We start from the raw sequence: 16,179 nt of genomic DNA, 5'->3' as shown, positions 1-16,179 counted from the left end.
CAATTTCTCAAAAACCCAAAAAAACCCCGCTCCCCGCAGCCGCGGGCCAAGCCTGCGTTCGGCTGCGAAGCAGTCGCGAAGTAAGCCAGCGCGGTGCTTCAGGGAAACCGTACACTCAGGTTTTACGACTGCTTCGCAGCCGAACGCAGGCTACGCCAGCTGCTACGGGTTGGGTTTAAGGCGCGTATCGCGATGAAACCATTCATTTATGCGGTGCGATTTTGGATCAGGCGGCCGGAACAGCCTTCAGCGATTGAGACAGATCAGTGATGCAGTTCTGAAAATCCCAAATAAAACACGTTCCCTGTAGCAGCTGGCGAAGCCTGCGTTCGGCTGCGAAGCAGTCGCGAAGTAAGCCAGCGCGGTGTTTCAGGGAAACCGTACACTCAGGTTTTACGACTGCTTCGCAGCCGAACGCAGGCTACGCCAGCTGCTACGGGTTGGGTTTAAGGCACGAAAAAGCCCGGCTTATCAGACCGGGTTTTTTATTGTCTTGAATTTGCAGCGTCATCGACAGGCAAAGCAGTGCCTTAATGAGTTGCGACACAATGGCTTAAGATCATCGACGCTGGAATGGACCTCTCGACTCAAGGACGCGACATCTATGGAAACTGGCTTTTCTCAAATCAGCGAGCGTTTGAACAATCGCCGATTTACGGTAGCGGGTAACGCGCACGGGGTATCTGGCGCAGGCACCGTATTTCATTACCAGGTTGAAGACTCTGCCATTTCGGGCATCTATCAGGGCGGCCGTATTCGCATGGGGCATCAAGTCGGGCGCGTGACAGGCCCCGATAGCATCGAGCTGCTTTATCACTGCTTGACGACGGATGGTGAGATGCTCGCAGGCTGGTCTCGTGGCACGGTTGGCATTGATGACGCAGGGCGCACCACGTTGGCCTTCGTATGGGGCTGGTTGTCGGGCGCGAGTGGGGGCGGGGAGTCTAGCTACGTCGAGCTTGTCGCATAGCGGCGTTTCAGATGTGAAAAAGCCCGGCTGATCAGGCCGGGCTCTTTGTTGGGGACTGCTTTAAGGCTATTTACTTATGCGGTGCGATTCTGGATCAGACGGTCGGAACCGCCTTCAGCGACGCGATTCTCGATCAGGCGATCAGAACCACCTTCAGCGACGCGGTTCTGGATCAGACGATCCGAACCACCTTCAGCAACACGTTTTTCGATCAGACGATCCGAGCCACCTTCAGCAACACGATTCTCGATCAGACGATCCGAACCACCTTCGGCAACGCGTTTTTCCAGCAGACGATCCGAACCACCTTCAGCAACACGATTCTCGATCAACCGGTCCGAACCACCCTCAGCCACGCGGCTTTCAATCAACCGATCCGAACCGCCTTCAGCGATCATTGTGCGAGAAGGCGCGGCAAAAGCGTTAACTGCGAAAACCGAGAAAGCGATGCTGAGAAGGATTTGGCGTTTCATGATCGTGTGCTCCGGGTGTTGTTAGTTGGGTATGGAGCGGATGTTACGCCGTGGATTTTTTATGAGAACTTCATTGACGTGATGGTGACTATCGACGTTGGCGATGGTTGAACAACCACCGCCTGCACCGGAGTCCAACGGCTCATTTATCGTCAGAAACTGTACTTCGCCGTCAGCCGATAACTGCGCGGATCGCCATAGGTATCCGTGGAACCCCACACAGTGCTGCTGCCAATCGCCGCGTAGTAAACGCGGTCGAAGATGTTGTTGGCGTTCAGTTGCAAGTCCAGATGCTTGGTCACCTGATAACCCGCCATCAAGTCGGCCACGGCGTAGCTGCCTTGTTCAAGCCGATAAGTCCCATTGGCCACAGCAACATCGTTGTACATGCGGCTCTGCCAATAGACGTTGCCACCCACCCGGAGTTTTTCCAGCGGGCCCTGGAGGCGGTAGACGGTCGAAAGCTTGAACAGATGCTCCGGCGTGTCGGTCTCGAAACGCTGATTCTTGTTGGCCGGGTCGGAGTCCTTGATGTAGTGGGCGCGGGTGTAGGTGTAGCCGGCGCCGACCTGCCAGTTTTCGGTCAGCGCGCCTTGCAGTTCCATGTCGATCCCTTGGCTGCGCACCAGGCCAGAGGCTTCGTAGCAGGTCAGGACCGGGCAACCCAGTTGAGTGGCGGCTTCGGTGGAGCGGTTTTTCTGGTCGGTCTGGAACACCGCCAGACTGGCGTTGAGCGCGCCATCGAAATATTCGCCCTTGATGCCGATTTCGTAGTTTTCCCCTACGATCGGATCAAGCAGTTTGCCGGAAAGGTCCTGCGAGGTTTGCGGCGTGAAAATGTCGGTGTAGCTGGCGTACACGGAATGGTGATCGTCGAGCTTGTAGATCAGGCCGCCGTAGCGCGTCAGGTTGCGCGTGACCTTATAGTCGCCGTCTCCCGAGCGGTCATCGTAGTCATACCAGTCCAGGCGCCCGCCGAGAATCAGCGTGAGCGGGTCGGCCAGACTCAAACGGGTGGTCAGGTAAACGGCGTCCTGAGTGGTGATGTTGTGGGTTTTGCCGTCACGCACGAAGTCCGGTTTCGGCGCGCCGATCGGCAACCCGGTGTCGTAGGGGCTGTAGTTTTTGCTGGTGTTGTCGTAAATGCGCTTGCTGGTGCCGATCACCACCTCATGCGTGCGCCCGAACGCTTCCACCGGGCCGCTGGCGTAGGTATCGAACGCGGTCTGCTTTTCGTCCTGCTTCGATTGCCACGCAGTGGTCTCCAGCGGACCGTCGTAGCGCGACAGGTAAGTCCCGGAGAACATGCCGTCCAGCGTCGAAGTCGAGCCGGCGAAGTGCAATTTCCAGTCATTGTCGAAGCGATGCTCGATGTCACCGAACACCGTGTCGACCCGCAGCTTTTTGTTTTCCCAATCCGTGCCGGGATACGTGGAGCGGGGCAGGTTCAGGTGATGACCGTCCGTGCCAAGCGGCAAACCACCCCAGAAGAAATTGGTCTGGTCCTCCTGGCGAGAGAAACCCAGGGACGCGGTCGTGCTGTCGCTCAGATCCGCTTCCGCAATCCCGTAGAACAGACCGTGATCGCTTTGCTCCTTGTCGCGGAAACTGTCGGCATCCCGGTAAGAACCGACCATCCTTCCGCGCAATGTGCCGCTGTCATTGAGCGGACCGGAAGCATCAAACTCACCGCGATAATCATCCCAACTGCCGGCCGCACCCGTGACACTGAGCTGCGGCGTGAACGTCGGGCGCTTGCGCACCATATTGATCGCCGCCGATGGATTGCCAGCACCGGTGACCAGCCCCGTGGCACCGCGAATCACCTCCACGCGATCAAACATCGCCAGGTTAGGCTGCACGCCCATGGTGTAGCCCGAATAAGAACTCGGCAGACCGTCGTACATGATGTTGTCGATGTCGAAACCGCGAGAACTGTAAGTCTGACGACCCGGCCCGCTGGACTGACTGAGGAACAGGCCGGGCGTGTTCTTCACCACATCATTCACGCTGGTCATGGCCTGATCGTCCATGCGCTGGCGGGTAATCACCGTCACGGCTTGCGGGGTTTCACGCATGGTCAGCGGCAACTTGGTGGCAGTCTGCATCGGCCCGGTGGTGTAGGAACCGGTGCCTTCGGTAGTCGCGCCCAACTGCTCACTGGTGATGCTGGTTGCATCGAGCTCCAGCGTCGCGGGCGGGTTCGCGGTTTCAGCGCCGATAGCAGCATGAGTGCTTGCGAAGTAGATGGCGATGGCCAGAAGACCAGGTGAAAAAGGCGTGCGGCTTTGCGGTTGATGCCCAAGCATGAATCTGACTCTCCCTGACGGCCGTCCATGGCAATGATAATCGTATTGATAATTATTCTCGTCAGTCTGGCAGATTGCTTCGCTTGTAAAAACCCTTTGCGGACAGGGATTTAACAAATTTTTCACATTTACAACATGAAGGGCGGGGCATAAGGCAGGTCTGGACGGGCAATCAGACGGGATCGTTGAGGCGCAAATACGAGCGGAAATCACGATGATGGGTGCGCTGCAAACAACCGAATTCATTACGCGCAAACCCAAAAAAAGGGCGCCATCACGGCACCCTTTTTTATCGATTCAATCGAACGAGCAACCATCAACCCTCTTGAGGCCAACGATCTTCGATTTCAAACCAGGACGCTTTCGACGAGACGCACACATGTTTCTGCTTGGGCGGGTTAAACGGCGTATCAAGCGTACCGACCGCAACCGAAATCCAATCCGCAAACTCACCATTCGAATCCGACCAGAACAACGAAGTCCCACAGTTCGAACAGAACTGCCGCGTGACCCCGGCCGACGATTGAAAACGCTTGAGCGCATCAACACTGCTCGCGATGGAAATGTCCGACCGTGGAACGCTGGCATACGTCGCGAACGCGGCGCCATGGGCTTTTCGGCATTTGTTGCAATGACAGTGGGAGACGGCTTTCAGTTGACCCGAAACCTCATAGCGCACAGCGCCACAGAGACAGCTTCCTTGATGAAATTCATCCATGTTCATCGGTTACTCGAAAAAAGAAGGGGAGAGGCAAGACCCGCCATGCTACGGCATCACGGACACAAAAAAACGGGCACCACCACAGCGCCCGTTTTCATTTACTCCTTAACCTGCGCCCGCAAACGCCGGCCGATCACATCCATCAAGTCGCATCCGTCGCGCAAGGGAATGACTAACAGCCTGGAGAAGTCTGCCAGTACTACCGTGTCGCAACCGATCTCGGCGCGGTAGGCTATGTTCTCCAACACCTGCGTGACCGTGCGAATACGGTAATCGGCCATGGCTTGCAGGACGTCGAGTGGGGCGTGGGTGTCGATGAGTAGGGAAGCCGGGACCAGGTCGATTCCGGTTAGAGGCATGTATCTTTCCATAAGGATGAAACTCCGAATCAGATTTTAGTAAAAGGACTGATCCGATCTGCAGGTCGCCAAACCTGGTCGCTGGAAGCGCGATGGATGAACTATAGATAGATTACAGAAGAAGAAATATTCGGCTACTTCTGACATACTCGTAGCATAAATGAGTCAAGAAGTAGGATAAAGACCAAACTATTTTAGTTGTGCTGATGAGGCATTGATTAGTTAGCTATGGTCTTCGTCCTGAATTTTTCGAGGTTTCATTAAGGTGCTGGCAATAGTTTTCGTCTGAACATGCTAGCAAAAGATATTTCATTCTCTAGTTCCGGCGCATAATTGCCTTCGTTAAATACCATTCTGGCTGCAGCGCCAGTTGCCGGTACTGGCAGTACAATTGCGCCAGGATTATATTTCCTGAAGAGCGTTTCTTCGGCTTTAATACCCTCCATTCCTCCAATTAAGACCGCTGCATGAAATTTCTTACTGGTAATCATAGCTTTCCGCATTGCTAAAATACTGAGCTGTAAGTTATTTCTTATTGCGGGTATAATTTTGACGTCGAAGAATTCATCGTTTTCAACAGGCATTTGGCCTTGGAAGAAAGCGCTTTGGAATATTGTAAGTCTGTCTCTTTCAAGTCTGCTATGTTCAACATAGAGAGAGATTAGAGGAGTGATTGCTGGGTGACCTCCGAATGTTATTCGGCCAATCGGTAGAATTACCTCAATCAATGCCCTAATTGCTTCTCGGATTAAAAATACATCCGCCGTATCGTAAAATTTACGATTTCGGTCAGGGAGAGGTACGCTGGCAGATAAAAATATCTCAATCACGATAGGCACTCCTTCAAAGCTGCTGGTGCATCGGCCATAGTGACTGTACGAATTGGTAAGTGTGAGTCAAGCCAACGGAGATGTTTGACCCAGTTATCGTGCAATCCTCTGCTGTCGTAGATTACCCAAATGGATTCACTAGATTGCTTTTGCTTGGATATCGAATCGAAGATTGCATTGATGCGATCTGATGTGGGTCTACCAACAGCAGGTACTACTGCAAGATTTTTGCCTTGAATCTCTAAGGATATCCAGCGTTGAGGCTGTACGGTAGGTTCTAACTTAAGATCGCGTGCTGCATCACAAAAATTATCGACAAGATGAGCATGTCGTAAGGCGATTGCCTCCGCTCTTAAATTTTCTGCTCTATCGCAAATTCGATCCATGGCAACTTTTTTTATACTTGCTCCTCTACCCGGTGTTAGGCCACTAAAATCTGTATGTTCCAGCTTCATATATCTACTAAATGCATAGTAACTGTCCTCTTCTTGTCCCGGCCAGAGAAGGTGAAGAGTCTGAATGCCTAATAAATTTGCTTGCGCTAATTCTGCTTTAGTCCAGCGCCCTTCTCGAAAGCCAGGCGTATCTATCAAAACGATGACGTCAACATCAGACATTCGATGCCACAGTTCTACTTGAAAGTCTGCCGCAGGAGGTACAGATCTAACATCTATAAATACATCGAAACCTCGCTTGTCAAGATTTTCATAAATACGATTTGCAAGAGGTTGTGAGCCTTTGCGCCGATAGCTTATGAAAATGCCTCTTTCTTTTCTGAGAAGTCGGAAGGTTTCGAAAATCAGTGATACAAGGCGAGGTAGGTTGGATCCATTTTCTGGTAGTGTTAGAACATTTATGTGTTTTAATTGCTCCGGCATTTCAATGTTTATTGCGCCTATAGAAGTTACTACGGGGACGATAACAATCGAGTCTTGAATGAGTTGGTTTAAAAACTTAGGGGTGATTTTTTCCTTATTTCCAAAGTAAATACCTAGCGCCGGTTTCTTCCTATCATATGAATCAAACGTAGCTGAAGTTAAAAATATTATCTTTTCTTCACTAATTCCAAGATCTTTAGCACGATCATGAACTGCGCGTTTCAATAGGTCTAATCGAGAATCCAAGCTACCCATCGCGATTATTTGATATGCCCATTGTGACATTTTTTTCCAGTATTTAGTGTTTTTATGTTCGGTATTTTTAGCGCTATTTCTGGCGCTAGTTAGCTATTATACACTTTAAAAAACGAACTTTAATTAACGCCCGGCGAGTCCAGCTGCAGTTTCGATCCATCCACCAATATCCTTTCTGCCATTTTGACCAGTAAAATCGTAGCTCATGTAATGTTTTGATAGCTGAACTACGCTGTTGGTTTTCGGTGCGTCAAATCTTAATTCTTTTTCCGGAATTGCGAGAGTGTAATCAGCGTAAGTTATCCACTTTCCGTTTTTCCATTCGGCAAGAAATATTCCTCGCTCTGTTTTATATAGGCCCATCTGAGCTAGTGGGTCGGCACCTTTAATAGAGGTTTGTTTTGCTGCGTTCTGTACTCCATGTATATGAACAGTAAGCAGCCCGTTACCTTTTATAACGCTGCGTGCTATTTCGTATCTTACCCATCGCCTGCTCCATGTTTCAGAGCCAGCAAGAATACAGGTGACGGAAGTGTTTTCTAGCCCTTCCCGTAAAAATTTTTTTAATGCGTCATCGCTTTCTTTTTTCGAAGCCTCAAAAACACTACTATCGAAAAATCCTCTACTGATTTCCTCTGTATCTTTTACAACCCAACTATTGCGGACGTTCCATGCGCGCCAAACATCAGGTACATAGTGATAGGAGAAAAAAGTTCTACGCGGCAAGATTGCCTCCATTATTCTAAAAACTGTTCGGTGTATGCTGAGCCCAAGCTTTGACTTGGGCCTGGGTTTTTGCATCTAGCGAGCTTCTATCGCTTTGCTGACCCAGTCCTCAATGTTTTCTTTAATGTGATCGTACACATACGTGCTTGTAGAGTAGGGGGGGTCGTAAACTGTTCCAGTGACCGCTTCTCCATCTACAGTTAGATTGGTGAAAGGGTCTGAACCTTTTTTAGCTTGTTCTCCGTTTGAATCTTTCAGGTTATGTATATTTATAGCTAGTACGCCAAGACCATCTTGCCAGGCTTTTTTAATTTCATGTTTGACCCAGCGGCGATCTGCAGTTTTTTCACCGACAAGAACAATCAAGCATTTTTTATCCTTCATGTTATCTGCTATCCATTTTTTAATGGCGTCGTCTCCCTCTTTTTTTATCTCTTCCCATTTATTGGCGTCTAGTAGAGGTTGCTCCTCTATAGCCCCTATTTGTCTGACCTGCGACACACGCCAGTTATCGGGTTTGTAGTGAAAGCTAAGAAAGCAATCCTTTGACATAGTAGTTTCCTTTTTTTCGTGTTTTCAGAGTTTAAGGTTCAGTTAGTTAAGCTTGATTGTAATAATTTCGATTCTTTTAAGTATCCTTATGGTTGTGGAAGGCTCCCTAGGGAGGCACCTCGTATTTTCAAAATTCAACCACCCTGTACCATCCAGTATGTGAGTCACTATCAAAAGTAGCTTAAAATTAGGAATTTGCTGCTCGACTTCAGAAAATCGACGACGTCAATGGCGATCTCCGCAGAAGCTTGTGCAACGTTAACGTTCGTGTGTATTTCCGATTTTTTTCTGTTTAGGGAGGTCACCGGTGCAAAGTGATGAAATGAAACAATCTCTGTTTTCACGCTGCGATCCCTTTACCCCATGACGTAGACTCCACCCACCTCGATCACCTGCCACCCCGAGCCCTACGCATGCAAACCCCCAGTCAAACTCCCCCCCTCTGGAAAACCTACCTCCTTTTCCTAGCCCCCATGGTCCTCTCCAACTTCCTCCAATCCATGTCGGGCACCATAAACAGTATCTACATCGGCCAAATGCTAGGCACCCAAGCTTTAGCAGCGGTGTCGGGCATGTTCCCAATCGTCTTCTTCTTCATCGCCCTGGTCATCGGCCTCGGTGCGGGCGCGGGTGTGCTCATCGGCCAAGCCTGGGGCGCACGGGAAACCCATTTGGTGAAAACCATCGCCGCCACAACCTTGCTGTTGGGCGCGATGATCGGGTTGGTCGCGGCGGTGTTGGGCAGTGTGTTCGCAAGGCCTGCCTTGCAAGGCTTGGGCACCCCGGCCGATGTGTTGGACGACGCGGTTTCCTACGCGCACGTGATGATGTGGATCATGCCGTCGCTGTTGGTCTACGTGTTGTTTACGCAATTGCTGCGTGGGGTGAGTGATACGGTTTCGCCGTTGGTGGCGTTGGTGGTTTCAACGTGCATCGGTCTGGCGCTGACGCCCGCCTTGATAAAAGGTTGGCTGGGTTTTGCGCCGATGGGGATTCAGAGTGCGGCGTACGCGGGGTTGGCGGGGAATTTGGCGGCGATGGGGTGGTTGGCGTGGCGGTTGATTCGCAAGGGGCATCCGTTGGCGCCGGATCGGGAGATGTTTGCGGCGATGCGCTTGGACCTGGACATTCTGGGCAAGGTGCTGCGCATCGGGTTGCCGACCGGGTTGCAGATGGTGGTGTTGTCGGCGTCGGAGTTGGTGATTCTGGCGTTGGTGAATCAGCACGGTTCGCAGGCGACGGCGGCGTATGGGGCGGTGACGCAGATTGTGAATTACGTGCAGTTTCCGGCGTTGTCGATTGCGATCACGGCGTCGATTCTTGGGGCACAGGCGATTGGGGCGGGGCGGTTGGAGCGGATCACGCCGATTTTGCGCACCGGGCTGTTGATTAACGTGTGTTTGACTGGTGGTTTGGTGTTGTTGGGTTATTTGTTGTCGCACTGGTTGTTGGGGTTGTTCCTGACGGAAGACTCGACTCGGGCGATGGCTGAGCATCTGTTGCACATCATGTTGTGGAGTCTGTTGGTGTTTGGCTTCCAGGCGATTATCGGCGGGATCATGCGCGCCAGCGGCACGGTGTTGATACCGATGGCGATTTCGATTGTTTGCGTGCTCGGCGTGCAGTTGCCGGTGGCGTATCTGTTGGATGCGAAGTACGGATTGCAGGGTGTGTGGATGGCGTTTCCGGTGGCGTATTTGGGGATGTTGGCGTTGCAGACGGCTTACTACAAGTTTGTCTGGCAGCATCAGAAGATTGAGCGGTTGGTGTAGGGCGGGGCGTTCGTTTAGGGATGTGGCGCGACGTTTATCGCCAAGATCGCAGCCTTCAACAGCTCCCACAGGGGAACGCATTTTTTGATCTTACGCGTTTGATATAGGCAACGTTTTCAGACCGCTTGGCGTTTGAATATGTGCCACCAAGTAAGGCCTCGCAGTCGCCTCCAACGCATGCAGATGAACCGGCCCGGAAAAGTTGATCGCGGTGAGTATCGCCTGGACTTTTTCGGGATCGGGATCGAACACATCCAGTGCTACCAACGAACAGCCTCGATCCAGCATGGCACTTGCGGGGTGGGGTGTTTGCGACCATTGAATCAGCGTCGGCGCTGATCCGCTCAGGGGCAGGCGGCCGTCGGTGGGGATGGTGATTTGCCAGGCCAAGGTGCCTCGGGTCATGGGTTCGGGGTTGCCCACTATGTTGCGGCTGGTTTCGCTTAGGGCTTGGATGTCGTCGGTGCGGGCGACCCAGGTTGCCAGGCGTGGCGGGGTATCAGACGTCAGTTCGTCCATTGCGAACCAGCGCGGCCGGTCGGGGCGTTGGGCGGACGGGTCGATGGCGATCACTTCCAGGTAGATGTCGGGACCGAGGCGCAGCAGACGGTTGTGGGTGCCCATGCGTGGGTGGGCGCCGCCGGGTTGCAGGTCGACGCCAAGGGCGTTGGTCACGAAGGCGCAGCCGGCTTCGAGGTTGGGGGCGACGATGGCGAGGTGATCGAGGGTGCTGTTCATTTGCTCCGTGCCTTTTTGGGGATTTGCCTGTCGGGATCGATTGCTGGTTTATACACCGTCCATTGTGGGAGCGGGCTTGCTCGCGAAGGCGGGGTGTCAGTCGATGAAGATGTTGACTGATGGGACGCCTTCGCGAGCAAGCCCGCTCCCACAGGGGATTTGGGGTGTTTTCGGGTTTATGCGTTGCCGGCCCAGACTGTGGGGCGGCGCTGATGCCATGGCATGGCCACTTCCAATTGCGCCGCCAGCCGCAGCAACACATCCTCTGCGCCGAATCGCGCTGCAAACTGCAATCCGATCGGCAGACCATTCGTGCGTGACATTCCCAGCGGCAACGATATCGCCGGTGTCCCCGCAACGTTGAATACCGGGGTAAACGGCGAGTGTTCAAACACCCGTGCCGTCCATTGCAAGCCGTCCATATTTTCCGCGCCATGGCTATAGGTGCCCAATGCCTGAGGCAGGCGCGGCAGGGTGGGCGTCAACAGCACGTCAAAATCGTCGAACCAACTGGCCACGCTGCGGGCGGTGAGGTTGCGGGTTTCCAGCGCGGCGGCGAATTCCACGGCGCGGGCCTGTTGGCCGTAGGCGTAGCAGGCGAGGGTGGCGGGTTCGAGGGTGGTCAGGTCGATCGGGCGCGAGGTGGCGGCGGCGAGGCCGTCGATCCAGCGGACGAGGGTGGCGCACCAGATGTGCGCGTTGGCTTCGACGAAGGACTCCCACGAGGTGCCGAGCGAGGCGCTGACTTGCTCGACGCTGTGGCCGAGGGCTTCGAGTTCGCGGGCGACGGCGTGGGTGGCGTCGGCGATTTCGGGGTCGAGTGGGGCGCCGTTCCAGGGTGTGTCGAGCAAGCCGATGCGCAATCGTCCAGGGTCGCGGCCGACTTGGGCGAGGAAGCCTTCGGCCGGCGCGGCGGTGTAATACGGATCGCCCGGCGCACCGCCCTGGACGATGTCCATCAATGCCGCGCTGTCGCGCACGGTTCGCGACAGGCCGAGTTGCACGCCGAATCCGGCAAACACTTCGTCCAGCGCCGGGCCATTGGAGGCGCGGCCGCGGGTCGGTTTGAGGCCGACCAGACCGTTGAAAGCCGCCGGTACGCGGATCGAACCCGCCGCGTCGGTGGCATGCGCAATCGGCACGATGCCGGCGGCGACTGCTGCGCCTGATCCGCCGCTCGACCCGCCGGCCGATAAACGAAGGTCCCACGGGTTGCACGTCGGGCCTTGCAGGGCGGATTCGGTTTCGGTGCTGAAGGCCATTTCTGGCGTGGTGGTGCGGCCCAGGGTGGCGAGACCGGCGGCGTTGAAGCGTTGCATCAGGTACGAGTCGGATTCTGCGACCAATCCTTGCGCCAGACGACTGCCCAACTCCACGCGCCGGCCCGCCGAAGTGATGGCCAAATCCTTGATCAGAAACGGCACACCGGCCAACGGGCTCTCGCCTTCGGTCACGCTGGGTGACCAGGTTTCGATGACGGCGTTGATCTGCGGGTTGACCCGGTTTACGGCGGCCAATGCGAGTTCGGCCAGTTCTGCCGGGGTGACTTCGCCAGCCGCCACCAATTGGGCGAGGCCGATGCCATCGTAGGCTGCGTATTCGTTGAGGTTCATGAGCGGTCTCCAGTTGAGAGACTCGATCATAGGTAAAGCGCTGTTCGCTGATTAGCCCATTAAAGCGGTATGCAATGTGCCGTTGGTGGCACAATCATGCGATTCCACCAATGACAGGGTTTGCGATGATCCGGGACTTGAATGACACGCTGGTGTTCGTGCGCGTAGTGCGCCTGGGCAGTTTTACCGCAGCGGCCCAGGCGTTGCAGATTCCCAAGACCACCGTCAGCCGCCGCGTGCGCGAGTTGGAGCAGGCCATCGGCGTGCAACTGCTACGCCGCACCACGCGCCAGTTGAGCCTGACCGAGGCCGGCGCGGTTTACTACGAGCAATGCAAGGACATCGCCGCGACCCTTGAGCACGCTGAATTGGCCGTGCATCAGTTGCGCGACGGCCCGCGCGGCTGGTTGCGGGTGACGGTACCGTACTCGTTCGGGGTCAGTTGGTTCGCGCCGTTGGTGGCCGGGTTTCGCCAGGCGTATCCGGAGATCAAGCTTGAGATATTGGCGTCGCATGTGCCGCTGGATCTGGTCGGGGAAGAGATCGACGTAGCGTTGCGGTTGGGTGCTTTACCTGATTCCAGCCTGGTGGCGCGACGGCTGGCCAGTTATGCCACGGGCATTTACGCCGCACCTGAATACATTGAGCGTCATGGGCAACCGACCACGCCTGACGAGTTGATCCAGCATTCCACGCTGGTGCTGAATCAGGCTCGGCGCGATGTCGGTTACGTCTGGCCGTTGCGCAAGGCGGGCGCCAAGTTGCGCAATTATCGGGTTGAGCCAACGATCATCGCCAATGACCCGGCGCTGTTAAAGGAAGCATTGCTAGCCGGTGAAGGGCTGAGTCTTGGGATGGACCAGAGCATGCGGATTGACGTTGAAGCAGGGCGGTTGCGAAGAGTACTGCCGGAGTGGATCGGCCCGCCGCAGGATCTGAATGCGGTTACGGCGCGAGAGCATTTGCCCTCGCCGAAGGTGACGGCGTTTATCGGGTATTTGAAGGGGCGGATGCAGCATTAGGCCTGCGCATTCAACCAGACTGATTCCGCGTCTTCGACCAGCCGGCGGATGGCTTTTAGATCAGCCGTTGCAACGCCGTAGGTGAAACTGGACTCAACATGGTTCTTTTTCGATTTACTCAAGTTTCGATGAACATGGGCGGGGCCGTACTGCACCGCATGATGGTCAGCCGAGTCGATACGGGAGACGAGTTTGCCGGTTGGGTCCTTGATGTTGTAAGCGTAATTGTGCAACGCATCCTGACGCAAAATCAGCCGGAAACCGGAAGGGCGGATGGCGGTAATCGTTTGCTGGTCGATTTTCTCGACCGTGCAGGCAAGGTCCTGTTGCAGTAACTCACAGGTCGCCTCAAGGTTGGATTGCTGCGGATTCACGACAGTGGCGTCCGCCAGAAGTGGTGCGGGAACCCCCATTTTCTCTGCGAGGTAATTGATCAGTGATGAATGGTTTTGCGCTTGTGTGGCGTGTTCGTTACACAACTGCATTCCAATCATCAGCCCGGTGTTGCCAATTAGCGTCGCGGTGGACATCTGTTCCGCTTTTTCGCCACAGACCAGGCAATTACCGTCCGAGTTAAGCCATATACCCTGCTCGATGGCAGTGTTTTCCAGGCGCCCATCCAGCAAACCGTCGAACACTTTACTGTTGGCTTTCCAGCGCTTGTGCCAGCGATCAAATCGCTGGGTGTATCCCTTGAGCTGAATGCGTCGGGAGAATTCTTTTCCATCAATGGGCAGAAGATGAATGCCATGTTCCTGACAATGCACGCCCGTGGACGCAAAGGTCATCATGTTTTGTGTCTTGATCAAATAAATGCGCGGTGCCGGAAATTTATCGGTGAAGTTGTACATCGCGTTGATGTGGAATACGCCGTTTTCGATAAAGACATGAACATCATCCGCCGATTGCATCATGGTGAGCAGCTCTTCCTTCGAGCCCATCTCAATCGAAAATACGGGTTTGCCACGTTTCAGCGCATTGACACCGATTCGCTGCACAAACTCATCCGTTGCTTCGCCATCCAAACCTTGGGAGAAGCAGGTTTGAACCATGTCGTACAGTTCCAATTTTCACCCTTCATAGCCGTTAGACAAACGTGTAAGTCCGAGAACACCGGGGTAGATCAGAGCGCCGGATTTGATCCGACGCCTGCATCGTTCAAAACCTCAGTTTTGGGCCTTTTGTTTGCTCGGGCTCCTTGTCCGGCGTCGCGGGGGTGTCTGTCGGAGCCGGTGTCAACAGGCGGCTGATCTCTTTATCGATGTCGGCAGCGATACTGGCTAGCGCATTTTTGACATAAGTCGAGTCACTCATCTGTTGCTTGTCCAGATTTTGCAATTTGAAGCCTGATGCCAGCTGTTTGGCGAGATCCGTAAACTGCTGCGGTTGATAAATCAGGACTTCGTTAAGGGCGCGATGATAGGCAAGCAACAGCATTCTGGTGTTCAGTTGGGCGACATCGGCAATTGCCGTGGCCGCCAGGAAAGCCGCAATGCCACCGCCACCGCTGTTACCGGCAAGCATGTCATCGACGACTTTTTGGAGTGTTTGATGTTTTGCTGTCGCAATGGTGTTTTCTTTTTCAAACAGTACGTTCGGAAAACAGGCGTTGGCGTTTTGGAGCGTGTAGGTCGGATTGTTCGTTTCGTTGTAATCCGTCACCAGGTTGTAGCAATACCTGATCGGAACACCGTGCTTTTGAAGTAACGAGCAGAAATGATACTGGTCGTCATTAGGTGACTTGAACTTGTCGGCCTCTTTGACCTTCAGCTCAAGGACAAGCAGTTCCGATTCCGTTATGCGTTTTATGACGTCATAAGCACTGCCAGTCGCGAGCTTGAATGGCGCTTGAGCCTTATTGTCGGGGGTGTGTGACCCGCCAAAGTTTATCTTCGGGCCTGTTTCGCGTACGTATGAATCCAGAGCGCTGGTGAGGGAAGTGCTGAACATGGGTTCTGTGTAAGTCATTACGCTGCCTGATTCTTTGAGCACATGGGGCGACATCGCTGTCGCATAACATCCCGCAGGATGTTGATTAACGTTCCTTGCCGGCCACATGCACATCGCCGATCCACATTCGGGAAAGCGGTACTGCACCGTCGCTTGCGAGGCACAAGATATAGGCGCGAGCCTTTGACTGGCAATTCCATTTTCGCCCCAGGCTGTCGGTTTCGCGATTACAGCGCCAGAGGTTTGTGGGGTGGCGCCAGGTGTTTGCGACATGACTTTTAGCCTTCGCGAGCAGGTCCGCTCCTTCAGGGAATTGTGTGCCAGGAAGATGTCGGTGGCATAAACAGCGGTTTTGCGCTTTAGTCCACCTACAGCTGCAATCCTGCCCGGAGAGTGCCATGCGCTTTCGATTCCTGCGTTTTGTCGCAATCGCGGCCGCCCTGGCTTATTCCGTCGGTGCCCACGCCGTGGTGTACAACCAGGTCAACGCCGCCGCCAGCCAGATCAGCTTTACCTACAGCCAGTTCGGCTCGCGGGTGTACGGCACGTTCAGCCAGTTCGAAGGCAACCTCGATTTCGACACGCAAAACCCCTCGGCTGCCCACGCCGCGCTGAGCATCCAGCTCGCCAGCATCGACGCCGGCAGCAGCGATGCCAACACTGAATTGCAGAAGCCTGCGTGGTTCGACACGGCCACTTATCCGCTCGGGGTTTTCAAGTCCACCAGCGTCAAAGCCCTCGGCGATAACCGCTATTTGTTTACCGGCGATCTCACCCTCAAAACCATCACCCGCTCTGTGGAGGTTCAAGTCCAGTTGAAGGCGGAAAGCGGCATCGGCGTGTTTGTCGGCGAGTTCGCGCTTAACCGGAGTGACTTCAAAATCGGCGAGGGCGAATGGGCGGATGGCGTGGTATCCAAAGACATCAACATCCGCTTTCGCATAGTCGCGCCGGAGCAATAACTGGCGCACACATTACTCGCGGCCAACCCCAATCCCCTGTAGGAGCGAG

16 protein-coding genes are annotated in these 16,179 nt (G+C 54.3%); 4 read left to right on the top strand and 12 right to left on the bottom strand.

From position 1 onward, the window contains the following. Window positions 1-604 precede the first annotated feature (604 nt). A complete protein-coding gene (locus ACIOYV_RS07955) occupies window positions 605-970 on the top strand; it encodes a hypothetical protein (RefSeq protein WP_401322511.1) in 366 nt (121 codons plus the stop codon). Window positions 971-1,044: 74 nt separating this feature from the next. Here ACIOYV_RS07955 and ACIOYV_RS07950 read toward each other — a convergent pair whose 3' ends face one another. The 8 genes from ACIOYV_RS07950 to ACIOYV_RS07915 form a co-directional block, all read right to left on the bottom strand. Continuing rightward, entirely contained in the window at window positions 1,045-1,443 is a 399-nt protein-coding gene (locus ACIOYV_RS07950) for a hypothetical protein (protein ID WP_401322509.1), read from the bottom strand. Between the two features lie 152 nt (window positions 1,444-1,595). Then, window positions 1,596-3,752 carry a TonB-dependent siderophore receptor gene (locus tag ACIOYV_RS07945; RefSeq protein WP_401322506.1) on the bottom strand — a complete coding sequence of 719 codons (2,157 nt, stop codon included), beginning with the start codon at window positions 3,750-3,752 and terminating at the stop codon, window positions 1,596-1,598. Between the two features lie 316 nt (window positions 3,753-4,068). Beyond that, complete coding sequence (locus ACIOYV_RS07940) at window positions 4,069-4,470, bottom strand: GFA family protein (RefSeq protein ID WP_401322643.1); 402 nt, start codon at window positions 4,468-4,470, stop codon at window positions 4,069-4,071. Between the two features lie 101 nt (window positions 4,471-4,571). Beyond that, a complete protein-coding gene (locus ACIOYV_RS07935) occupies window positions 4,572-4,844 on the bottom strand; it encodes a hypothetical protein (protein ID WP_401322504.1) in 273 nt (90 codons plus the stop codon). A gap of 248 nt (window positions 4,845-5,092) precedes the next feature. After that, window positions 5,093-5,662 (bottom strand): hypothetical protein, encoded by a 570-nt coding sequence (locus tag ACIOYV_RS07930; protein ID WP_401322501.1) that lies wholly within the window; start codon window positions 5,660-5,662, stop codon window positions 5,093-5,095. Further along, window positions 5,659-6,825: a toll/interleukin-1 receptor domain-containing protein gene (locus ACIOYV_RS07925; protein WP_401322499.1), complete on the bottom strand. Its 1,167-nt coding sequence runs from the start codon at window positions 6,823-6,825 to the stop codon at window positions 5,659-5,661. Before ACIOYV_RS07925 ends, ACIOYV_RS07930 begins: the two co-directional genes overlap by 4 nt. Window positions 6,826-6,918: 93 nt before the next feature. Next, window positions 6,919-7,521 carry a TIR domain-containing protein gene (locus tag ACIOYV_RS07920; protein ID WP_401322497.1) on the bottom strand — a complete coding sequence of 201 codons (603 nt, stop codon included), beginning with the start codon at window positions 7,519-7,521 and terminating at the stop codon, window positions 6,919-6,921. A gap of 75 nt (window positions 7,522-7,596) precedes the next feature. Further along, window positions 7,597-8,073, bottom strand: coding sequence for a TIR domain-containing protein (locus ACIOYV_RS07915; RefSeq protein ID WP_401322496.1), 477 nt, complete (start codon window positions 8,071-8,073; stop codon window positions 7,597-7,599). 413 nt (window positions 8,074-8,486) lie between these two features. On the opposite strand from ACIOYV_RS07915, the gene ACIOYV_RS07910 reads away from it, so the two are divergent. After that, window positions 8,487-9,845 carry an MATE family efflux transporter gene (locus ACIOYV_RS07910; RefSeq protein WP_401322494.1) on the top strand — a complete coding sequence of 453 codons (1,359 nt, stop codon included), beginning with the start codon at window positions 8,487-8,489 and terminating at the stop codon, window positions 9,843-9,845. A gap of 90 nt (window positions 9,846-9,935) precedes the next feature. Here the strand turns inward: ACIOYV_RS07910 and ACIOYV_RS07905 are convergent, their stop codons facing one another. Together ACIOYV_RS07905 and ACIOYV_RS07900 are read right to left on the bottom strand one after the other, a co-directional pair. Then, a complete protein-coding gene (locus tag ACIOYV_RS07905; protein ID WP_401322491.1) occupies window positions 9,936-10,583 on the bottom strand; it encodes a VOC family protein in 648 nt (215 codons plus the stop codon). Between the two features lie 176 nt (window positions 10,584-10,759). Next, a complete protein-coding gene (locus ACIOYV_RS07900; RefSeq protein WP_401322488.1) occupies window positions 10,760-12,196 on the bottom strand; it encodes an amidase in 1,437 nt (478 codons plus the stop codon). A 125-nt stretch (window positions 12,197-12,321) separates the two neighbouring features. Here ACIOYV_RS07900 and ACIOYV_RS07895 point away from each other — a divergent pair, with 125 nt between their 5' ends. Continuing rightward, window positions 12,322-13,218 (top strand): LysR substrate-binding domain-containing protein, encoded by an 897-nt coding sequence (locus ACIOYV_RS07895; protein WP_401322487.1) that lies wholly within the window; start codon window positions 12,322-12,324, stop codon window positions 13,216-13,218. Here ACIOYV_RS07895 and ACIOYV_RS07890 read toward each other — a convergent pair. Further along, window positions 13,215-14,285 carry a hypothetical protein gene (locus tag ACIOYV_RS07890; protein ID WP_401322485.1) on the bottom strand — a complete coding sequence of 357 codons (1,071 nt, stop codon included), beginning with the start codon at window positions 14,283-14,285 and terminating at the stop codon, window positions 13,215-13,217. The two genes, ACIOYV_RS07895 and ACIOYV_RS07890, sit on opposite strands and share 4 nt — an antisense overlap. Before the next feature lie 91 nt (window positions 14,286-14,376). After that, window positions 14,377-15,441: a hypothetical protein gene (locus tag ACIOYV_RS07885; RefSeq protein WP_401322482.1), complete on the bottom strand. Its 1,065-nt coding sequence runs from the start codon at window positions 15,439-15,441 to the stop codon at window positions 14,377-14,379. A 125-nt stretch (window positions 15,442-15,566) separates the two neighbouring features. Between ACIOYV_RS07885 and ACIOYV_RS07880 the strand changes: the two genes are divergently transcribed. Continuing rightward, window positions 15,567-16,130: a YceI family protein gene (locus tag ACIOYV_RS07880; RefSeq protein WP_401322481.1), complete on the top strand. Its 564-nt coding sequence runs from the start codon at window positions 15,567-15,569 to the stop codon at window positions 16,128-16,130. The last annotated feature ends 49 nt before the right edge of the window (window positions 16,131-16,179 follow it).

This window comes from Pseudomonas sp. NPDC087342, assembly GCF_044744265.1.
GTDB classification, from domain to species: Bacteria; Pseudomonadota; Gammaproteobacteria; order Pseudomonadales; family Pseudomonadaceae; genus Aquipseudomonas; species Aquipseudomonas nunensis.
The sequence above is the reverse complement of the archived record's forward strand: the minus strand, read 5'-3'. Positions and strand labels throughout refer to the sequence as shown.